At 62.3% G+C, this 19,960-nt stretch carries 16 protein-coding genes and 1 pseudogene; 11 read left to right on the top strand and 6 right to left on the bottom strand.

Translation table 11 applies throughout. From position 1 onward, the window contains the following. The first annotated feature begins 392 nt into the window (after positions 1-392). Positions 393-2,744, top strand: a complete 2,352-nt coding sequence (locus tag OKW29_RS04135; protein WP_429290085.1) for a DUF3141 domain-containing protein — start codon at positions 393-395, stop codon at positions 2,742-2,744. Between the two features lie 124 nt (positions 2,745-2,868). Here OKW29_RS04135 and OKW29_RS04130 read toward each other — a convergent pair whose 3' ends face one another. Both OKW29_RS04130 and OKW29_RS04125 read right to left on the bottom strand, forming a co-directional pair. Further along, positions 2,869-3,495: a UPF0149 family protein gene (locus tag OKW29_RS04130; RefSeq protein WP_429290084.1), complete on the bottom strand. Its 627-nt coding sequence runs from the start codon at positions 3,493-3,495 to the stop codon at positions 2,869-2,871. Positions 3,496-3,732: 237 nt separating this feature from the next. Continuing rightward, entirely contained in the window at positions 3,733-4,482 is a 750-nt protein-coding gene (locus OKW29_RS04125; protein ID WP_429290083.1) for a hypothetical protein, read from the bottom strand. A 389-nt stretch (positions 4,483-4,871) separates the two neighbouring features. Between OKW29_RS04125 and OKW29_RS04120 the strand changes: the two genes are divergently transcribed. Continuing rightward, a complete protein-coding gene (locus tag OKW29_RS04120) occupies positions 4,872-7,424 on the top strand; it encodes a DUF3772 domain-containing protein (RefSeq protein ID WP_429290082.1) in 2,553 nt (850 codons plus the stop codon). Between the two features lie 67 nt (positions 7,425-7,491). On the opposite strand, the gene OKW29_RS04115 is transcribed toward OKW29_RS04120, so the two are convergent. Next, positions 7,492-7,869, bottom strand: a complete 378-nt coding sequence (locus OKW29_RS04115) for a hypothetical protein (protein ID WP_221307744.1) — start codon at positions 7,867-7,869, stop codon at positions 7,492-7,494. A gap of 511 nt (positions 7,870-8,380) precedes the next feature. On the opposite strand from OKW29_RS04115, the gene OKW29_RS04110 reads away from it, so the two are divergent. From OKW29_RS04110 to OKW29_RS04085, 6 genes are all read left to right on the top strand, one after another. Further along, positions 8,381-8,803 (top strand): DUF4148 domain-containing protein, encoded by a 423-nt coding sequence (locus tag OKW29_RS04110; RefSeq protein WP_429290081.1) that lies wholly within the window; start codon positions 8,381-8,383, stop codon positions 8,801-8,803. A gap of 304 nt (positions 8,804-9,107) precedes the next feature. Beyond that, complete coding sequence (locus OKW29_RS04105) at positions 9,108-9,440, top strand: hypothetical protein (protein WP_429290080.1); 333 nt, start codon at positions 9,108-9,110, stop codon at positions 9,438-9,440. A gap of 10 nt (positions 9,441-9,450) precedes the next feature. Further along, the gene (locus OKW29_RS04100) at positions 9,451-10,002 is read left to right on the top strand and encodes a hypothetical protein (protein WP_429290079.1); all 552 of its coding nucleotides are present in this window, start codon (positions 9,451-9,453) and stop codon (positions 10,000-10,002) included. A gap of 931 nt (positions 10,003-10,933) precedes the next feature. Continuing rightward, positions 10,934-11,056, top strand: a complete 123-nt coding sequence (locus OKW29_RS04095) for a hypothetical protein (protein WP_013094087.1) — start codon at positions 10,934-10,936, stop codon at positions 11,054-11,056. 72 nt (positions 11,057-11,128) lie between these two features. Further along, positions 11,129-11,740, top strand: a complete 612-nt coding sequence (locus OKW29_RS04090; protein ID WP_184023420.1) for a recombinase family protein — start codon at positions 11,129-11,131, stop codon at positions 11,738-11,740. 228 nt (positions 11,741-11,968) lie between these two features. Beyond that, the gene (locus OKW29_RS04085) at positions 11,969-12,388 is read left to right on the top strand and encodes a response regulator (RefSeq protein WP_429290078.1); all 420 of its coding nucleotides are present in this window, start codon (positions 11,969-11,971) and stop codon (positions 12,386-12,388) included. A 28-nt stretch (positions 12,389-12,416) separates the two neighbouring features. Here the strand turns inward: OKW29_RS04085 and OKW29_RS04080 are convergent. Both OKW29_RS04080 and OKW29_RS04075 read right to left on the bottom strand, forming a co-directional pair. After that, a pseudogene (locus OKW29_RS04080) lies at positions 12,417-13,284 on the bottom strand (glycosyltransferase family 2 protein). 56 nt (positions 13,285-13,340) lie between these two features. Further along, positions 13,341-17,423, bottom strand: a complete 4,083-nt coding sequence (locus OKW29_RS04075) for a CheR family methyltransferase (RefSeq protein ID WP_429290077.1) — start codon at positions 17,421-17,423, stop codon at positions 13,341-13,343. A gap of 317 nt (positions 17,424-17,740) precedes the next feature. On the opposite strand from OKW29_RS04075, the gene OKW29_RS04070 reads away from it, so the two are divergent. The 3 genes from OKW29_RS04070 (at position 17,741) to OKW29_RS04060 (ending at position 19,239) form a co-directional block, all read left to right on the top strand. Further along, positions 17,741-18,217, top strand: coding sequence for a hemerythrin domain-containing protein (locus OKW29_RS04070; RefSeq protein ID WP_429290733.1), 477 nt, complete (start codon positions 17,741-17,743; stop codon positions 18,215-18,217). Positions 18,218-18,385: 168 nt separating this feature from the next. Continuing rightward, complete coding sequence (locus tag OKW29_RS04065; protein WP_184024220.1) at positions 18,386-18,658, top strand: DUF6723 family protein; 273 nt, start codon at positions 18,386-18,388, stop codon at positions 18,656-18,658. Positions 18,659-18,960: 302 nt separating this feature from the next. Continuing rightward, entirely contained in the window at positions 18,961-19,239 is a 279-nt protein-coding gene (locus tag OKW29_RS04060; protein ID WP_187618538.1) for a DUF2934 domain-containing protein, read from the top strand. Between the two features lie 84 nt (positions 19,240-19,323). Here OKW29_RS04060 and OKW29_RS04055 read toward each other — a convergent pair whose 3' ends face one another. Next, positions 19,324-19,848 carry a CinA family protein gene (locus tag OKW29_RS04055; protein ID WP_429290076.1) on the bottom strand — a complete coding sequence of 175 codons (525 nt, stop codon included), beginning with the start codon at positions 19,846-19,848 and terminating at the stop codon, positions 19,324-19,326. Positions 19,849-19,960: the final 112 nt, after the last annotated feature.

Here is a 19,960-nt window from a genome sequence, read left to right as displayed (position 1 = left end):
AAAGTACGTTGTGGTTAGTATCCCGATGGATTTGGATGTCCTGGGTATCGACCTCCCGCGCTCGGACTTGCCGCGGTTGAAGCGGTCCGAGTCCCAGCATCGTGAGCCAGTGCGGGTGGTCCCGCCCCGTCATCAACTCACCCGGACTTTTGCCTTGACGCTCGGCCCGGCGGCTGCGCACGAAGCGCCGATGATTCAGGAAGAAGCGCAGTAGGTCGAGGTAAGGGGCGCCCAGATGGCGACGCAGCGTGAAATGACATAGTTGTCACTTGAAGGATTGTTTGTGCTTGATGCTGCCCGTAATCCAGGCGGCATCCAAGCTTCTCTGCAACCAGGCAACGGAATGAGCAGTTGTGCCGGGTTAAGTTGCTTCGTTTAAGGAGATTCATCAGATGGACCAGGTTTCACAGCTGACACGCAATCACGAGATTGCATTGAAAATCCTGCGCCTGTTGCACAATCGCCTGGAAGAGGCCCGGCAACGGTTCGGGCAGAGGACGAGCGACGCAATCAAGGGGGGCGACGGCACGTCCGCGCTCACCATTGCCAACCTGGCGCAGTTCACACCATGGGGTGCCTGGCACTATACGGCCGATTTCGCGCAGCGCTCCGTCCTGTTCTGGGATGCCTTGCGTCAACGCGGCAACGAGTTCATCGAGCGTAACAAGGCCGGGATCAAGCCGGCGTTGCATTTCGACTATGACACAGTGCTCGACGCGAGGCACTTTGAGCGGCCCGTCAACTACGCTCTGCTGTCGATACGGCCGCCGGAAGGTGTTGTGGTCGACGTGAAGAAGCGCCCGTATCTGATCATCGATCCGCGCGCCGGGCACGGTCCCGGCATCGGGGGCTTCAAGGACGATTCGCAGGTCGGCGTTGCCCTGCGCGCCGGTCATCCCGTCTATTTTGTTGTGTTCTTCCAGGAGCCAGAGCCCGGCCAGACCCTGCTCGACGTGTGCGCGGCCGAGCAGCAGTTCGTACGGAAGGTGCGCGAACTGCATTCAGACAGCCCAAAGCCCGCGATCGTCGGAAATTGCCAAGGCGGCTGGGCCGCGATGATGCTTGCCAGTTCGTCGCCGGAAGACACCGGTCCTATCCTGGTCAACGGCGCGCCCATGTCTTACTGGAGCGGGGCGTGGAGCGAGAGCGAGGTGCCCAATCCAATGCGTTATGCCGGAGGCATTCTGGGCGGCACGTGGCTCTCGTCCCTGGCGGCCGATCTTGGCAACGGCAAGTTCGACGGCGCGCATCTCGTGAACAACTTCGAGTATTTGAACCCCGCCAACACGTTCTGGGACAAGTACTACAACGTGTTCGCCAACATCGATACGGAACCGGCGCGCTTTATCGAGTTCGAGCGGTGGTGGGGCAGCTACTACCTGATGAACCGGGAAGAGATCGAGTGGATCACCCGTAACCTCTTCATCGGCAACAAGCTGTGGTCCGGCGAAGTGTCCGGCCCGTCGGGCAAATCCTTCGATCTGCGTGCCATCCGCTCGCCCATCATCCTTTTCGCATCGATGGGCGACAACATCACGCCGCCGCAACAGGCGTTCAACTGGGTCGCTGACATTTACAGCAGCACCGAGGAGATCAAGGCGCGCGGCCAGGTCATCGTCGCCCTGATGCACGAGGACGTCGGCCATCTCGGCATCTTTGTTTCCGGCAAGGTGGCGAAGAAGGAATACACGCAAATCTTCAACGTGCTGGAGACAATCGAGACGCTCGCGCCGGGCCTCTACGGCATGTCGATCAAGGAGGGAAAGGGCGCAGACGGCAAAACGGAATACGAGGTCTCGCTCACCGAGCACCGGCTGGAAGAAGCCGTCGAGCATTTCAACGAGTTGCGGCGCGAGGACGAAAAGCCGTTCAAGGCCGTGGCGGTGGTGTCGGAGTTCAACCAGCGAGCCTACGAGCTGTTCGTTCAACCCTTTGTGCAGCATGCGTCGAGCGAGATGACCGCGCGGTTGCTGCGCGATTTTCATCCGTTGCGTCTTCAGCGCTGGGCATTCTCGGACCTGAATCCGTGGGTGGCCGCGCTGCGTCCGATGGCCGATGCTGTCAGAGCCAGCCGGCAGCCATCGAGCGACCTCGAACCCTGGCGCAAGGTGGAGCAGCGCGGCTCAGAACTGATCAGCGCCTCGCTCGATCAGTTCCGGGCGGTAAGAGACGCCAGCATCGAAGCACTGTTCTTCTCCATCTACGCGAATCTTTTCGCAATGTACGACCCGGACCGCCTCGGCGAGCATGGGGCCGGCACCTCCGCCGCCGCCGATCCTCGCAGCCTGCCGTTCGTCCAGGCGGCGCTCGCCTCGCTAAGGCAGGGCGGCTACAACGAGGCGGTCGCGCGCACCGCGTTCCTGCTCGCGCCAAAGGGCGAGCCGCTGCCGCTATCGCGCATCGAGACAGTCAAGCAACTGGTCGATGAATACGCCGACGACCTGCCGCATTTGCCTCCTGCCGACTGGCGGCGCATTCGCGGGGAGCAGGAACTCATCGCGACTTTTGAGCCGCAACAGGCTATCCAGACGTTGCCCGATCTGCTCGCCAGCCCGGAAGACCGAAACCGGCTCCTGACCTTGCTCGACAAGCTGCTGGCCGACCGGCGGGTGCTGCGCATCCCGCCGACACCCGCGCAGGAAGAGGCGCTGCGCGCCATCCGGTCAGTGCTCGGCGCGACAACCGCGCTCGAGTCGCAGCCCCAAAAGGCCCGCGCACCGCGCGTTCGGGCCACGGCATCGTGAGTGCCGCCAACCCGTCAGTGAGGGAACCCGCCATGGAATCCAGACACGTCAAGTACCACGAGCTCATTGCGCAATGCCGCAATCTTGCGCCCATGCTTCTGGCCGTCGTCGCTGTCGATCGTGTTCAATGCCTGCGCGAGTGCGGCACTGTCGGTAGGACCTGCTGTATCCAGAAGTGATGGATGCGGAGTACCGAGTCTGCCAGGGAGTCCGCGAAGGCCTGATGCTGGTCGAGACCGTCCTTGCGTCTCCTGAGCTCATCCCAGCCGGCCTCGGTGCCGTACAACAGGATCACCGTGAACCATTCAGGGTGCTGCGCCATCAAGGGCGACCACGTTGCCTGATCCAGCGTGATGCCCTTGTAATACCCGACACACCACTCGTCGATGATCGACAGCGCCCGGCCGTCATCCCCGTCACGCTCAAGGACCAGGGGTTCATACGCGCAGGGCGTCTCGCGCAGCGTGGCATTGACATCATTCCAGTGCCGGATGATCAGGCCGACGATGCGGTCGGCATCTTCGGCGTTCGCGAACGCGGGTTGGTCCACGCCTTGCTCTGGATCCCAGATCCAGCGCAGCATCGTGGTAGGCATGACGAGGTTCGGACTCGATGCGAGCGCGGTCATGAAACCATCCATCATCGAGACATCCATCGCCTCTTCCGGAGCCGAATCGCTGATCAGGAAATCATCGAGTTGCTCGATCTCCGTGTCAGTCAGCGGCAGCGCGAGCAATGCATCTTGCTTCATACATTCTCCCTGTTCGTCGGCGCGCGCCCTTTTTACGATGGCAAGCACCGTATTCTTGCTAATGGAAAGCCTCTGTCCAATCTCGCGATACGACTGTCCCATCGCAACGAGTGTCAGAACTTTTGGCGCGAGCTTGTCGGCCTTGACACGCTGCCCGGGTTGCCGGCCAAATGCAATCCCACGAGCCTGAGCGCGGCCGCCTCGCTTCGTCAGTCGCCGCGGCCGATTGGACTGGCGTCAATCAGAAGGCCTTGGTCGAAAATCGTGGACCTCGATCGCGACGAGAGTCGGAACTGGCAATGGAGCATTGCCAACCGGCAGCGGCTTCACCGTCCTGCGAGTCGGTATCAGGAATCCATCGAATTCGCGAAAGTCCTCGCAGATGTGAGCGGCCCGCGCCCAGCGGCCGATAACCATGGCGGTGTAATCGATCCTGCAAAGGCGATGTTGCCTATCGAAATAGAAATCCTGGACCCGGCTGTGCGTTGGAATGTCGCTGGGAAAGGTCGCCCGGATTCTTGGCCATATCCCGGCCGAAGTCGCCAGTGGCGGAAGTTCTTGGAACGTAAAGCCGCCGCGCAAGAATAAGAAAGGTGCTGTCAGATAGTTCCAGAACGCGTAGGCGCCGAAATAGACAAAGTCGAGGTCGTCCCAGTAGATTTGCCGTCGCCAGCCACGAAATGCTGTTCGCGGTCCGTCGCGGCGAGCCAGGATAGCCCCGTCTCGCCCGACGACGCGAACAAGTTCTTCTCCTTGAAGTTCACTCGTTTCGCCAACATGCGGAAAATCGTTGAAAGCGAAACGAGGCTCGTGTGTCGACGCGCGAACCTGCACTTGTCGCAGTATTGGCCGTCGCTTTGCGGTGAACAGAAGGCCGCAGGCGGAAACCGTCGCCTCGATCTCCGCCAGTTCGGCCCATCGCGCTGCACCGCCGTGCGCCTCAATCGCTGCTCGGATCGAATCCGGCAATGCGTTGCTCTGTTCCATGTCGATGCTCCTCCATTGCCGCGTTGCCTGCGCGCCTACCCGTGAGTCCAGGAAACGATGGTTTGATAGATGCCAATTAGTCGGGAGCCCGATATCGCGGGAAGCCTTGTAAAAAGCATCCAGGATCAGCTTCCATCTTTCAACGTCCCACTATACCGAACGTTTCTCGCACAAACTGGATAGCGCACGCCGATGCTCAAGCGGCCGCCGTCGCAAATCAGCGGGCCAAGCGCTGACCGTGCACCACCTTTCATATTTGCCGTTACTATCATATATGATATTATGATCACGTATGATTCATTAAGCTTGCTCTCCTACCGCAGTGCGGCTCCCTCATTTCACGCCCGGCCGCGACCGAATGCAACACCGCTTACCTAGGTATCGCGTGCATGAGCCAGATCTCTCAAATGCATACTCTTCGCCGCGCTTGCGCCGCGCGACAAATAGTTGCAGTCATTTTTCACCTTATCGCGCTGACGATGTTCGGCCTGATTCCGGTTGCCGCCAACGCAGCGACGCTGCCACCCCTTAGCATAGATGCTCCTGCTGATTCTTCGCCATCCATGGGCGCGGGCTCCGAGGCATTACAAAGGCTCGGTGCGCTTCAGGAAAAACAGGACCAGATCCGGCAGCGTGCTTCGACGGCAACAAGCGATGCGCAGCTGTCCGAGCTGGACGCATTGAGCCGGCGCGTCGCCGAAGACGTCGACAGGCTGATAACCACGTCGCTGGAGCCCGATCGCGCGAAAACGCATGCCCAGCTCGACGTACTCGGAACAGCACCCGCTTCCGAATCCGCCGCGGAAACTCCCGCGGTCGCCCAACAGCGCAGCGTTCTCGCTGCTCAGCAATTGCAACTCGATGCCGAACTCAAGCAGGCGGCAACGATCAAGGAGAACCTTGCCAACCTGAGCGCCCAGATCACGCGACTGCTGCAAAACCATCTGAAAGATCAACTGGCTCTTCGTTCCGACAGCGTAGTCAGCGCCGCGTTCTGGGCGTCGGCGCTCCACCCGGACACGGCTGACTATCAACGTCTGCGAGACTTCAAGGCGCAGATCGACAGGCAGATTCAAACGACATGGCAACCGGGGCAGCGGGTTGCAACCGCCCTGCTTGTGCTGCTCGCCCTGGCCGTTGCAACGATCGGAACACGGCTTCTTGACAGAGCATCAGAACGGTTCTGCCTACGCCGCCTTCCAGAAGGCCGGATACGGCGCAGCGTGATGGCGATCTCGACCGTCGTCGCGTCTTTGGTGACCACCATATGTGCCATTGATCTGCTCTACTTCGCGTTGACCCGTCAGCAGGCGCTGCCTCCTGCGCTGCAAAGCTTCGCCAGCGAAATCATCAAACATGTTGTGACCTGCGCGCTGGTCGCTGCTCTCGGCCGGGCATTGCTTTGCACACGACATCCGTCATGGCGGTTGCCGGCCATCGCGGATCCCGTCGCTCGCGCGCTACGCCCTTTCCCATGGACACTGGCCGCACTGCTGCTGTTTTCAGGAGCCATCGAGCAGATCAACCGGGCCGTCGATACCAGCGTGCAACTTACGCTCTTTACTCGCGGCGTGGTGGCATTGGTGGTCGCTCTGACCATCGGGATGTCGCTTTTACGCGCAAACCGGGTACTCACTGCGCTCGCCGCTGCCGGAGAATCGCCTGAGGCGCGTTCTACCCTCGCTGGCATTATTCATGCCGCCGTCAGCCTTGCCGTCGGAGCTTCTCTGATTGCATTGCTCTGTGGTTATGTTTCGTTCGCGCGGTTCCTGACTTACGAACTGGTCTGGTTCGATCTCGTACTGAGCAGCGTTTATCTGCTGACGAAGCTCGCTCATGATGTTTGCGAAACCGTATTTTCGCCATGCCACGCCAGCGGCAAAACAATCAGGCATCTATTCGGGCTGCAAGATGTTCATCTCGAACAGGTGGCAACGGTACTCTCCGCCATTCTTCGCAGCGCATTGATGCTCGCCGCAGTCATTGCACTGCTTACGGGCGGCCTCGGGACAACGCCGCGAGATCTGGTCGATAGCATTCTCGACGTACTCGGTGGCGAGCGATTACATGCGCTCAATATCGTTCCCGCCCATATCTTCAGCGCTATCTTTACCTGTGCAGTATGCCTGTATCTGGTTGGGCTCATGCGCAAATGGCTGGACGCCGAGTTTCTGCCCAAGACGCAAATGAGTTCGGGTATGCGTGCGTCGCTGGTGACGGTCTTCGCCAACGTCTGCTATGTCCTCGTCGCGCTGCAAACCTTGTCCGTACTCGGCGTGAAATGGCATAACCTGGCGTGGATCGTCAGCGCATTGTCGGTAGGCATCGGCTTTGGTCTGCAGGAAATCGTTAAAAACTTCATTTCCGGGCTGATATTGCTTGCTGAACGGCCGGTCAAAGTAGGCGACATGATCAGTATCACCGGCATTGAAGGCGATATCCGGCGCATCAGTGTACGTGCGACCGAAATACAACTCGCAGACAGATCAACGGTGATCGTTCCCAATTCGCACCTGATTTCTCAGAATGTGCGCAACGTGACAATGGGAAACAAAACGCAGGGGGTTGTCACACTGGCCCTTACTTTTGCGCTGGACGTCGATCCGGAGCAGGTGCGCGATGTTCTTCTGCAAGCTTACCTGGATCACCCATCGGTTCTCGATCGTCCCGCGCCATCGGTGATCTTTAGCCAGTTGACGCCTGACGGTATGACATTGACTGTTACCGGCTATGTCGGTAGCCCGAGAATCGCCGGGGATACCAGAAGCGATCTGCTATTTGCAATCCTGAAGCGACTACGTGCTGCAGAAATACCGCTGTCGATCTCTCGAACCGTCGTCGTCCGAAGTACGAGCGATATCATCTCGAACCAGGAACCCACCGATCGCAATTCCGGTCCGGTAGAGCTCCGTGTCCTGTCTGCAATCAGCGAGAATAGATAGTCGTCGACGTGATTTCCCGCGCTCATGGGACTGGTAAAAGCCGTTATCGGTGGTTTGCTGGCCCTCGTTACACCGGTGATCGCAGCTCTACGCTATCGCCCACCCGGAACCGCTTTCCGCCGGGCGAATCCAGCGAAACACGTTCCTTGGTGTAGGTTCCGTTCGCTTGCAGGCATTCCGAGTAACTGATAACTGTCATCCAGTCATAGACTTTTCCGTCCTGGGTCACTGCAGCGATGCGCTCTGCCATGCCACGCGGCGCACGCGCAGTCTGCTGCAGTACACCGTAGTAACGGCACTTGCTGTCCGCTGACCGTAGCACTACGAGTCCGCCGAGTTGATTCGTACCTGCGACGCTTTCAATCGTTGCGTTCATCGAGGAATCGCCGGCTGCATGCGAACTCGCTGCGAATAAAATCAGCAGCGCGGCAAACCACTTTTTCATTGAAGACTCCTATGGGTTAAAGGAAGGGTAGCGGCTGCTTTTGCGCCGAGGTCCGATTGTCAGCGCTTGAACGTGAATCGTTGTGCTGGCTAATCCTTTGTAAATAACGGAGCCGGTATCCACCGCAAAACTGAGCACATGCTGTGTCAGATGTGGGTTGCAGTATATCGACAGCGCGTCGTTATTCGACGCGCGCAATTGTGAGTTGCCATTTCATGAACATGGAGGTTGGGTGGCTCGCGAATCGTTGGCCGGACAAGGTAGACCCCGAGTTATCCAAGCGTATCGGTTCTTGACGCGCCTATACATTCGCCGTCCGCTCGCAAATTACGTCGGTTGGGCGGCCTTCATCAAATGCACGTCGCAGCACGAGGGCTCCGAGCCCCGAGATCGCCGTTCGGTACGGCGCCCTGTCGTTTCGCGACCGTTGCGCGCGGATAGATGCCTCTCGACGTTGCAAGCTCGGAAACAATGTATTGAAGAGAACTATTTGTAATCAAACGATAAGAAGATGACGGACCTCAACGGAACGGGCACACGGACTTCAAGACCTTGCCTGGTCGTTGTTTCGCTAACCCGGCGTCTGTTGTTCCTGGCGCTCGAGACTGGAAGCTTCATCATGGCTAAAGCGTTCATGCCCGTTCTCACTGTCGTGTCAGTCATCGCTCTCCCCACGGCCACCTCTGCTCAGGGCAATGGTCCTCTGACGCGTGAGCTAGTGCACGAAGAAGTCATCCGACTGCAGCTAGCGGGCTCTGACCACCCCAACGGTGACGCACACTATCCGGCGAACATCCACGCGGCGCTGGCGAGCGTGGCGGCTCAACAGCAGGCGTTCAGTGGGCGCGGTGGCGTGAAACTGGGCTCCGCAGTTTCGGGGGTACCGGCGATGGCTCAACTGGCCTCGTATCGTTCTATCTACAACGAAAGTTGATTGGACATCACGGCGGGGCAAGCCGCAGCCTTGTCTGGCTTTCCATAGCGACGTCGGCGTACCCCCTTCGGACGCGAGGTTCAGCGGAAGGCGTAGATGTCGGGAATCTGCCTTCGGGGTCGGCCGGCCCCGGAATCACCAGGTTCGGCCACGCGGGGATTCACTTCAACCAGCACCAACGAGATTCCCTTTTTTGTCGCGCAGCGGAATTCGCCAGGTTGAACCCGTTCGGTTTTTTGCGCCATGGCCTTACCGTTTTGCGCCGGATCGCGGCAGGCCCGCTTCATCGAATAGGAGAAAGTTTGTGAGATTCAGGATAGTTTTGCTTGCGCTGATCGCGACTACGGCCGTATGCCTGAATAGCACCGCGCAAGCGCATGTGCGCGTCGGTGTCCTTGTGGGTATCCCGCCCCCCATGATGATGGCGCCCCCCGTCGTCTACTACGCTGCGCCCGCCCCAGTCGTCGTCCAGTCGGTCCAGCCAACCCCGAGCACCGTCTACGTCGAAAAAACGCAGACGAGTCCGCCGTCGGGTACCTGGTGGTATTGCCCGGTGACAAAAAAATATTACCCGTACGTGAAGGGGTGTTCGAGCGGCTGGGTGGAAGTGCCGGTGAGGCCAACCGGGCCGAAATGACATGAGCAAAATGAATTCCCTCTCTCTGGCAATGCGCACGAAACGGGGCGTATCCGCGCTAGTCACCGCCGCGGTCAGCCTGAGCTGCATCATCGCGCTCGACGGCTGTGCTGGCATGCCGACAGGTCCCACAGTGATGGCCCTGCCCGGCACGGGCAAGTCCTTCGATCAATTCCGCGCCGACGACGCGACTTGCCAGCAATTTGCTTCCCAGCAGACCGGCGGCGTGAGCACCCAACAGGCCGCAGCGACAGGCGCCCTCGGCGGTACGGTCGTCGGCACCGCGCTCGGGGCGGCGGCCGGTGCGGCGTTCAACGGCCGCCGCGGCGCAGCGGTCGGCGCAGGCGCAGGTCTGCTCGGCGGCAGCATGATCGGCGCCGGCATGGCGCAAAGCTCGGCCGCCAGCCTTCAACACCGCTACGACCAGGCGTACGTTCAGTGCATGTACGCAAATGGCGAGCGTGTGCCGGTCCCGCGCAGCGCCGCCAATGTGTATCGGACGCACGACGAAGCGACGCCTCCGCCGCCGGCCCACGATACGGCGCCTCCGCCAGGTTACTGAACATGGCACGCCGACGTTTCGTGGCGCGTCAGGCTGGCTTGGCTAGACCTGTAAATCGAAGATCTCCGCGGATATCTGCACCGCGAACTTTCGAGCAAGAGGCGCCGACCATCGAATTCGCCAATCGTCGCGCTGCGCGCGATGCTGCGGTTTCTCACCGTGATGGGTCTTGTGCCGTCCGGTCTCGAGGAAGCACTACCTCGAATCCGGAGATGGCGTCACGCGACGCTTCCAGCCAGCCTGACGAACGATGATGTGGAACGGCTCATCAAGTGCGGGTCGACGCTGCGACGTTTCAGCCGCTGCGGAACACAGCAATCATATTGTTGCTCGCCAGGACCGGGATGCGGGCTGCTGAAGTCATGCACTCGGTCTGGATGCGTAAAACGAAGCGATGTTGTCACCGCATAATGCCCACAAGGGAAGGGCGTAAGCCCGGACGCCGGTTGTCCGGCACGGGGAGCTTCGATGGTAGTAATAGAACGGATAACGATGACGATGCGCGGCCGGCTTCAGTAAAGAGGCGAGCGAGCCGTCGCGTTCTTCGTGTCGGCTCGTATCTGCATGGCCGCTCTGGCGCCGAGCTTTGAGCAGGGCGCTACATGCCTTCCCGTCAGACGGATTCCGCGGTCGTCCCCGATTGCGGTTCCCGATGCGCGGCCGTCACTTGCCGCGCCTCCACCGCCCACGCAATGACAGTTCAATCGCGCCAATACCGACGCCAACCGTATTGGACGTTCAACGCGATTGATACACTTTGAAAATTCCTCCACCGGGCTGCTCGCATCGCCAGCGGAAGCGTCATAGCCAGGCGCTTGCATGCCCGCGCCGCAACGCTCTGGCGCGGGCAGGACCGGGAACGCTGGTTGCGCGTTGATCACGACGGCCGCGGTTAGCCACGGTCACCCGCAATCTCACGTAGGAGAGCGTCATGACTTCGGACAAGAATTCGAATCGTCAGCCGTCGAATCCGGCGCAGCCCGGCCGCGACAGCGGACAGCAGCAACAGAACCAGACTCCTCCGACGCATCAGGGCGGCCAGCGGCAGCCCTGAGCGCGATGAGTGACGGCGTGTCCAGACGTCGTCGCTCGAAAAAACCGGAACCCCGACGTAATAGCGCCGCTAATGGCGGATCGTCACTACGAAGGCGAAGTGGAAAAACTACACATCTATCTGTTCGGCGCGCACGATGCGGTTCGGCACGAGCAGGCGCTGATCCGGCTCGACAAGGCCGGCTACATGGTCACGCTCGCGCGGGTCGTGGTCGAAGATCTGCCAACCTATGCGCAGGCGCGCGACCGCCCCGAGCTGCAAAGTCTGATCCGACGAATCGCGCCGCGCGACACGCTCGTCGTGCTCGAGCTGGCCGCTCTCGGCTGCAACGCGCGCGACATCCTCGCCACCGTGATGCAGTGCCGGAAGGCCGGCGTGGCGCTGCGTTGCGTCGAAGTCGGCCATACCGATCTGGCCGGGCGCCCCGAGCCCTCGGCGGTGAAGGCATTGCGCGCGCTGGTGCGGCTCGACGCCGCGTGCCGCAGCCTGCGCAGCCGCGACAGTCTCGCGGCCGTTCGCGCGAGCGGCAAGCACACGGGCAGGCCGCCGTCGCTTTCCGAGCAGCAGCGTCAACGCGTGCTGCAATCGCTCGGCAGGGGACAGTCGGTCAGCGAGGTCGCGCGGCGCTTCGGCACGTCGCGTCAGACCGTGATGCGCATTCGCGCGGACACGCCAGCCGTGTAGAAATTGCGTGCCGGAGCCCGGGATCACTGCGAGTCGTCGAGGTCTGGAAAAGCCTGATCGAACATCGTGCGCAAGTGTGCGGCTGGTCCGCCCACGTGAACAACGCAGGCGGACGCGAGTCGCTGAGCGTCGAGCTGGTCGATTGCCCTGCGGATCGCCTCGCGATTATCTCGGCCGCGTTGAGCTCGGGACCGATCGGCGGAGTCCGCTCCGCTCGATGGCCTCTTCGTGCTCGCGATCGACGACCAGGAAGAAGCGCGCGACGCGCTCGAAGCGGTGCTGAGCACGAGCGGCGCACGCGTACGGCTATGTGCAGCGGGCACCGAAGCGCTGGACTGGCTGCGCGCGACGGACCCGGCGCAATGGCCGGATGTGCTGCTCTGCGATCTGATGCTGGCCGGCGAAGATGGCTATGACGTGCTGAGCCGTTTGCGCGCACTGGAAGGCGGGCGGCCGTCGATACGCGGCGGGCCACTGCCCGCGATCGCGCTGACCGGCTACACGGACGCACTCGACGAACAGCGCGCGCGCACCGCGGGTTTCGACGCGCACTTGCACAAGCCCGTGGCGCCCGCAGAACTGATCGCTGCGATCCGGCGGCTCGCGCAGCCGCCGTCGCGCACGGACACGGCGTTGCCGCGATCATGATGCGCGCGATTCAGGTCTGAGCGAGGTCTCAGATCGGCGCGTCGAACTTGCCACCAACAGTCGTCGTTGCGGACGCGTCGAGATTGCGCTCGGCCGCGCGCACGCGGTCGCGCATCGCGAGGATCGACCGGGGGACCACCCGGCGTTCTCGCACGGTCCACGCCAGCCCGGCCAGTAATTCGGTGCCGTCGCGCATCAGCGTGCCTTCCCGCGCGAATACGTCGAGGGCGCGCAGAGTCGCGCTCAACGCTTCGCCCAACGGCAGACGCAGCCACGCGACCCACGCGGCGTTGCGCGCGAGCACGCGACGGCGCAACGCGCTGTCGCGCACCGGCGACGGATGGTGATGGAGCGTCGACTGCTCGCAGTAGACGATCGCATGTCCCGACGCGAGCACGTCGAGCGAAACGAGTGTTTCCTCACCGCCGATGAAAAGACGCGGCTCATAGCCGCCGATCTCGCGATACAGCGCCGCGCGAAACACGCACGCGCCCCGCCATCAAGCCGATCAAGGAGGGCCCCGGCAGACCGACACGGCCGAGCGGGCTTGCGCGCATCAACGGACAGGTCGGATCCGTCGTGTTGTCCGCGCCGACCGCGACGCGCGCATTCAGCACGCCGACGCGCGGCCATGCATCGAGCAATTGCACCGCGCGTTCGAGCGAGCCCGGGCCCCACCAGGTGTCGTCATCGCAGAACGCGACATAGTCGGTCTCGACGCACGCGACCGCGTGGTTGCGGCCTGCCGCGCCGAGATTGCCGTTGCATTCGACGACGCGAACGCTCGGATAGCGCGCTTCGACGAGTGCGACCGTGTTGTCGGTGGAACCGCCGTTCGGCGACAGGCAGCCACAGATCGAGGTCAACGCGGCCGTTGCGAGGGTCGCGTCGCGCAACGCGTCGTCGTCGCAAAGCAACGGATAGACCCGTTGCGCCCCGTCAAGCCGCTGGTTCAGCCGCGTAGCCGCGCGAAAATACTCATCAGGTCTTCGAGAACCACCGGCTTTTTCAGGTGCGCGTCGAAGCCCGCGTCTTCGGCCGCGCTGACGTCCGCCTGCTGGCCGAAGCCGCTGACCGCGATACAGATCACGGACTTCATCGCCGGCATACCGCGCAGCTTGCCGATGAACTCCATACCGTCCATACCCGGCATGCCGATGTCGGACAGGATGATATCGGGCGCGTTGCCGTTGATGATCGTCAACGCTTCCTCGCCGCTCGTCGCGGTCCGCACTTCGGCGCCCTCGCTTTCCAGCAGCAGCTTGAAGGTTTCGACGGTCGCGGCGTCGTCGTCGACCATCAGGATGCGCGTGCCTTTCAACGGCTCGGCGGTGACTTCGATACCCGCGCTCGTGCGGGTGGCGAGCCGGTGGGTGGGCAGGGTCACCGTGAACGTTGCACCGCGGCCGACGCCGTCCGACTCCGCACGCACCGCGCCGCCGTGCAGGTTGACCAGATCACGCACCAGCGCGAGGCCGATGCCGAGGCCCCCGCGGCGCGAGCCCGGATCGCGGCTCTGCTGGAACATCTCGAAGATATGCGGCAGCAGCGACGCCTCGATGCCGATGCCGGTATCGCTGACGCGCAGCACGGCCTCGGCGTGATCGTTGACCTGCAACGACACCTGGATCGAACCGCGCTGCGTGAACTTCAGCGCATTGCTGATCAGATTCCACACGATCTGCTCGATCCGCGTGAGGTCCGCGTGAACGATCACGGGCGCATCGGTCATCTCGACGCTGAGCGTGATGCCGCGTTGCGCGGCATCGTCCTGCACCGCGCTGCACACGCGCTGCACGATCTCGCGCATGTCCACTACGGTGCGCACGACCGACAGCTTGCCCGTGCGCACGCGCGAAATGTCGAGCAGATCGTCGATGATTTGCGCCTGGCCCATCACGGTGCGGCGGATCGTATCGGTCGCGCGCGACACGTTCAGGTTCTGCCGCGCTTCCGGCGCGCGCGCGATGAGCTCGGCGCTGGCCGAAATCAGGTTCAGCGGATGCTTGAGCTCGTGCGACACGATCGCGAGAAATTCGTCGCGGCGCCGCTGCGCGTCTCGCTCGCTCGCCGCGCGCAGCGTTTCGACATGGGTGCCGCGTCCCGAGGTCGGTTCGTTCACATATTCGCCGAGATCGCGCGTGATCTTCGCAAAGCCGCTGATGCCCGGTTCGTCGAGACGGGACAGCACGCCGCTCGCGAAAAAGCGCGTGCCGTCCTTGCGCAGATGCCAGCACTCCTCTTCGGCGCGGCCGTTCAGACGCGCTTCGGCGAACTCGCGTTGCGCAACGTTGCCGGTGCGGTCCTCGTCGGTGTACAGGATGTCGGCGGACTGGCCGATCATTTCGGCTTCCGAATAGCCGAAAATCCGTTCCGCGCCCGCGTTCCAGCTAGTGATCACGCCGTTATCGTCGAACGTGATGATCGCGTAGTCCTTGGTGCCCTCCGCGACGATGCGCATGCGCCGCTCGCCTTCGCGCAGCCGGTCTTCCGCCTGACGGCGGTCGGTGATGTCGATGAACGACAGCACCGCGCCGTCGATGCGGTCTTCCGTCGTGCGGTAGGGCACGAAGCGCGCAAGATACCAGCGCCCGTCGTTGCTCTTCAGCTCGCGCTCGATCAGGCGTAGCGAGTCGAACGCTTCGGCCGCGTCGTCGGCGAGCCTGTCGTATTCGAGCCGGTGCGTGATGTCGAGCAGCGAGCGGCCGATGTCCGATGGAATGATGCTGAAGACGTCGGTTGCGCGCGGCGTATAGCGCTTGATGCAGAAGTTGCGGTCGACGAAGATCGTGCCGATGTCGTTCGCGGCGATCAGGTTGTGCAAGTCGTCGTTGATCTTGCCGGTTTCCTCGACCTTCGACTTCAGTTCCGCGTTGACCGTGGTCAGCTCCTCGTTGATCGATTGCAGCTCTTCCTTGCTGGTTTCGAGTTCCTCGGTCGCCGAGCGCAGTTCCTCGTTGATCGCCTGCAATTCCTCGTTCGACGCCTTCAGCTCCTCGGTCGAGGTTTCCGACTGCTCGATCGTGGACTGCAACTGTTCCTTCGTGCGTTGCAGCTCGCGTTCGAGCTGGCTGATGATCGGGTCTTTCTGCACGTCGGCCGAGGCCGTTTCCGCGTTGGCCGTGCTGTCCTCGACCTCGTCGAACAGCACCAGCACGAAGTCCGCGTTCGCTTCCGGATCGTGCACCGGCCGCGCGGTCATGTTGACGAAGTACGAACGGCCATCGCGTTCGATGTGTACCCGGCGCGCTTCGACACTGCGGTTCGTGTGCAAGGCCTGATAGATCGCGGTGCGCAGTTCGAGCCGCAGTTCCGGGCGCACGGCGGCCACGATGTTATGCGACGGCTCGCCGCCGGAATATTGCAGAAAACGGCCAGCGCGATCGGACAGATGAACGATTTCGGATTCGCGGCTCACCAGCACGCTGGGCGGCGCATATTGCTCGACGAGCCGCTGATGCAGATCGCCGAACGAGAAGCGCCGGCGCCCTGTCGGCTGCACCGTGGTCACCACGGGCCGCGATCTCATCGTGCCCGAAATCGCCATCGGCACCGGCGTGTCGCCGCGCACGGCCATGTTCGCGCGATAGATGCGGTTGCGCTTGTCGACCACGGTGAACATCGAGCTCACGCTGTCGGCCGATTCCGAGCTGCCGAGAAACAGCACGCCGCTGGGCCGCAGCGCGAAGTGGAACATCCGCAGAATTTCGATCTGCGCTTCGCGGTCGAGGTAGATCAGCAGGTTGCGGCAGCAGATCATGTCGAGCCGCGAGAACGGCGGATCGCTCAGCACGTTATGGTGCGCGAACAGCATGCGTTCGCGCAGTTCCTTCTTGATCCGGAAGTGCGCGGCGTCCTTCGTGAAGAACTGGCGGATGCGCGCCGGCGTCAGGTCGGCGAAGACCGAGTCCGGGTACAGACCGGTGCGTGCGAACGAAATGGCGCGCTCGTCGATGTCGGTCGCGAATACCTGAAACGACACGCCCTCGTGTGACTTTATCGAGCGCTCCTGCATCAGCATGGCCAGCGAATACGCTTCCTCGCCGGTCGCGCAGCCCACCGACCAAACGCGGATACGGCCCTGCTCGCCGCGCTGTTCGAACAGGGGCGGCAACACCTCCCGCTCGAGCACGTCGAACGCTTCCTTGTCACGGAAGAAATTGGTGACGCTGATCAGCATGTCCTGCAGCAGCGCCTGGGTTTCTTCGGGATGCAGATGCAAATAGTCGCGATACGCCTGCAGCTCGGTGATGCCGTTGACCTGTAGCCGGCGTTCGATGCGGCGCAGGACCGTAGCCCGCTTGTAATGGCGGAAGTCGTGCGCGGTGCGGGTGCGCAGGATCACCATGATCTCGCGCAACGCGCGTTCCGCCGACTCGTTGACCGTGTCTTCGTCGGGCTCTTCCGCCTGCGCGGCCGGCAAATGGATTTCCCGCGCGGTGGACCACAGATCCATCAGCCGTTGCGGCATCTCGGCCGCGGTCATCACGAAGTCGGACATGCCGGTCGCGATCGCGCTGCGCGGCATGCTGTCGTATTCGGCCTCGGAAGGGTCCTGCACGAGCGTAATGCCGCCCATTTCCTTGATACGCGACAGGCCGACCGAGCCATCCGAGCCCGCGCCCGACATCACGATGCCGATCGCGCGTTCGCGGTGCGCCTCCGCGAGCGTGCGGAAGAACAGATCGATGCTCGCCCGGCGTCCTTCCTCGGACTGCTTCTGCGTGACGCGCAGGTAGCCGTCGACCATGATCATCTCGAACGAGGGCGCGACCAGATAAACGTGATCCGATTCGATTGGCGTGGGGCTCGTGACCTGTTGCACCGGCATGCCGGTGACTTTCTGCAGCAGCGAGGCCAGATTGCTTTCGTGATCCGGCGACAGGTGAACGACCACTACGAAGGCCATCGACGTGTGCGCGGGCAGCGCCTCGAAGAATTCCGTCAGCGCGTTGAGCCCCCCCGCCGATGCGCCGATACCGACGATCGGATAGTGTGCCTGGCTAGGCAGAGACTGCCCTCGCTTTTTTGACATGGCTGCGCGTCCCTTCTTGGAAAAGGATAGTCCAGCGGTGGATTTTTATAGGGCAACGAGCCCATTTCCTGCTGGGCCAGACACCCATTATCTCGCATTGGACTTATATTTCCAGCAGCATGGAATGCAGGAGTTCGGCCGCGTGGCGCCGCGCGTTGTCCTCCTCGCGCTGTTGCGCCGCGGTGTCTCCTGTCCTGGCGAAATTGGCCAAGCTCCAGGCTGAACATTTCGCGCTCGCGCAGCGCACGCAGCGCCTTGCGCAACGAGTCCTCGGCATCGACCTTGCGGCCGTCGTCGAGCGATGCGGCCGAGTAGGCATGACCGAGGTCGATCACCGCGCCGTGGGAAAACTCTTCGACGCCTTCGGCAAATCGCGCGGCGACGAACGCGACACGCTCGAAGCCAAAGCCGCGCTGGCGCAGCGCGCGTGCGAAGAGCTGACGATGCATACGATCATCGAGGAAGAGCTGTTGTATCCAGCCGCGCAACAGGCGCTGCCCGACGACGACAAGCTCGATGTCGATGAAGCCTACGTCGAGCATTTTCTGGTGAAAACGCTGATCGCGAAGTTCGAGACGCTGAAGCCGGGCGACAAAGGCTTCGACGCGACGTTCAAGGTCATGTCCGAGCTCGTGCGGCATCACGTCGAGGAAGAGGAAGGCGAACTCTTTCCGGCGTTGCGGCGCACCGGCTGCGATCTCGCCGCGCTCGGTGAAAAGGTCGCGGCGCGCAAGCAAATGCTGCAAGCCAGGCTGGACGAGGCGGGCAGTCGCGCGGTCGGCGACAAGACCTGATGGGAGTCTTGAATTTGCGCGCGGCGCTCGCACTGATTCGTTTAAAACGTCGCTGCGACAGTCATGTCTATAAGTCGACACTTACGGACGTGCGCACCCTGTTACATGTCCATTAACATCGATTTCAGGAGGGTACAACAGGATCGCCTGATGAAGCAGGGGAGAGCCATGTCAAGGAGAAAGCTGAAACTGACGCAGTATCTGGCGGCAGGGGTCGCCTCAAGCGACGACTTTTCCATCTACGTCACCGCGCGCCGCAGCGCCGATGGGCGATTCTATGCCGATCTGCTGGTGAGCCGTAAAGTGGATGGCCGCCGTCTGTTCCCGTTCGATGGCGCGCCCGAAGTCGGTCCGTTCAACAGTATCGAGGAAGCGCGGCTCGCCGCCGAGGAGTACGGTGCGCGAATCGTCGCGGCCGACCTTGCCTGTCCCGAGGCGTGAGCGCGCGGCCCGCCCCGATATCGCTTGGCGACACGATCCCCTTCAAACGCTTGCCCTGGTTCACGACTGGCACGCGGTGGATCTGTGCGCCCGCCGTTTTCGTTCTGACGTCGTCGACGTCGCCTTCCTCGAGCACCAGTCCGGCGGCGCGCTGATTTGATTGGCTCGTCGAATAGCGGGGTGCCATCGAACGAACGCGCGCCGCGCGGAACAACGCTTGCTAGCCTGTGGCTCGCCGTCATTCGGGCACGGTGCATGTGGCGCCGTACCGCGGCATCGCTCACGTTCACGGAGAAGCACTTATGGACAAGGAACTCGAAGCCCGCATTCGCACGCGGGCGTACCAGATCTGGGAAAACGATCCGTCGCCGGAAGGGAGAGCCGACGACCATTGGGAAGAAGCGCGCCGGCAGATCGAGGCGGAAGGCGCGGCCGACGACGCTGCCGTGCCGCAGGAGCCGACCGATCAGTCCGCGGAGCGCGAGCGCGGCTCGCGCATCGCGCCCGAAGAGCAACTGCAGGAAATGTCGGACGATGACATGGAACCGCCGAAGCGCGCCACGCGGCCGCGCGCCGGATAAGCGAGCGCCGCCCCTTTACACCGACGCCGGCGATGGCGTCGGTGCCACCGGCAATGCGCGTTGGTGGCGTGTCGCGCTCTCTCATCAGTGGTCCCGCTCGACGCGCGGGAGTTGATCGAAATAATGCTCGACGCGCGACAGCGCATACAGCGCGGCGGCCGACCGCACGTCGTTGCGGTCGCCCGAAAAGCGCCGCGTCTCGGCGAAGGTGGTGAACTCATTGCCGCGCCGTCGGAACGACCACGCGAAGCATTGCGTGCCTGGTGGCGGATCGTCAGCGGAGCCGCCATGCGCGCCGCTATCGGCGAGCCCCGTGTTCGATACCGCGATGTCCGCGCAGCAGCCTTCCTGGCGCAGCGCGCCCTCGGCCATTTCGCGCGCGACCGCTTCGCTGGTAAGCCCGTATTGCTTCATCGTGCTTTGCCGCACGCCGAGAAAGCCTGCTTTGCCCGATGGCGAGTAGCTGACGAAGCCGACATCGAGACACGCGCCGCTACCCGGCACGCTCGCCAGATACGACGCGATCTGGCCGCCGGTGCAGGATTCGGCGGTCGCGAGCTTCAGACCTCGCGAGCTGAGGAAGGACACGACCTGCATGGGAATGTTCATGATTTTCGCTTTGGTTGTGCGACGGATTCGGACGGCATTTTGTTCGTGCAATCGCTCCCGAGAAGCGCGCAGCAAAGATCGGTCCGGGCGCGCTTCACGTTTCGCGCATCGC

The sequence above is a fragment of the Paraburkholderia sp. CI3 genome, from assembly GCF_050436505.1.
Lineage (GTDB): Bacteria > Pseudomonadota > Gammaproteobacteria > Burkholderiales > Burkholderiaceae > Paraburkholderia > Paraburkholderia tuberum.
Note: the sequence above shows the minus strand (reverse complement) of the source record. Positions and strands in the feature narration are given on the sequence as shown.

Coding starts and splice junctions, on each gene's coding strand:
- OKW29_RS04090 (WP_184023420.1), top strand. CDS start 11,129: ATGGCGGATCGTCACTACGAAGGCGAAGTGGAAAAACTACACATCTAT.
- OKW29_RS04110 (WP_429290081.1), top strand. CDS start 8,381: ATGACGGACCTCAACGGAACGGGCACACGGACTTCAAGACCTTGCCTG.
- OKW29_RS04115 (WP_221307744.1), bottom strand. CDS start 7,869: ATGAAAAAGTGGTTTGCCGCGCTGCTGATTTTATTCGCAGCGAGTTCG.
- OKW29_RS04135 (WP_429290085.1), top strand. CDS start 393: ATGGACCAGGTTTCACAGCTGACACGCAATCACGAGATTGCATTGAAA.
- OKW29_RS04065 (WP_184024220.1), top strand. CDS start 18,386: ATGTCAAGGAGAAAGCTGAAACTGACGCAGTATCTGGCGGCAGGGGTC.
- OKW29_RS04060 (WP_187618538.1), top strand. CDS start 18,961: ATGGACAAGGAACTCGAAGCCCGCATTCGCACGCGGGCGTACCAGATC.
- OKW29_RS04120 (WP_429290082.1), top strand. CDS start 4,872: ATGAGCCAGATCTCTCAAATGCATACTCTTCGCCGCGCTTGCGCCGCG.
- OKW29_RS04125 (WP_429290083.1), bottom strand. CDS start 4,482: ATGGAACAGAGCAACGCATTGCCGGATTCGATCCGAGCAGCGATTGAG.
- OKW29_RS04075 (WP_429290077.1), bottom strand. CDS start 17,423: ATGTCAAAAAAGCGAGGGCAGTCTCTGCCTAGCCAGGCACACTATCCG.
- OKW29_RS04070 (WP_429290733.1), top strand. CDS start 17,741: ATGACCGAGGTCGATCACCGCGCCGTGGGAAAACTCTTCGACGCCTTC.
- OKW29_RS04100 (WP_429290079.1), top strand. CDS start 9,451: ATGAATTCCCTCTCTCTGGCAATGCGCACGAAACGGGGCGTATCCGCG.
- OKW29_RS04130 (WP_429290084.1), bottom strand. CDS start 3,495: ATGAAGCAAGATGCATTGCTCGCGCTGCCGCTGACTGACACGGAGATC.
- OKW29_RS04055 (WP_429290076.1), bottom strand. CDS start 19,848: ATGAACATTCCCATGCAGGTCGTGTCCTTCCTCAGCTCGCGAGGTCTG.
- OKW29_RS04095 (WP_013094087.1), top strand. CDS start 10,934: ATGACTTCGGACAAGAATTCGAATCGTCAGCCGTCGAATCCGGCGCAG.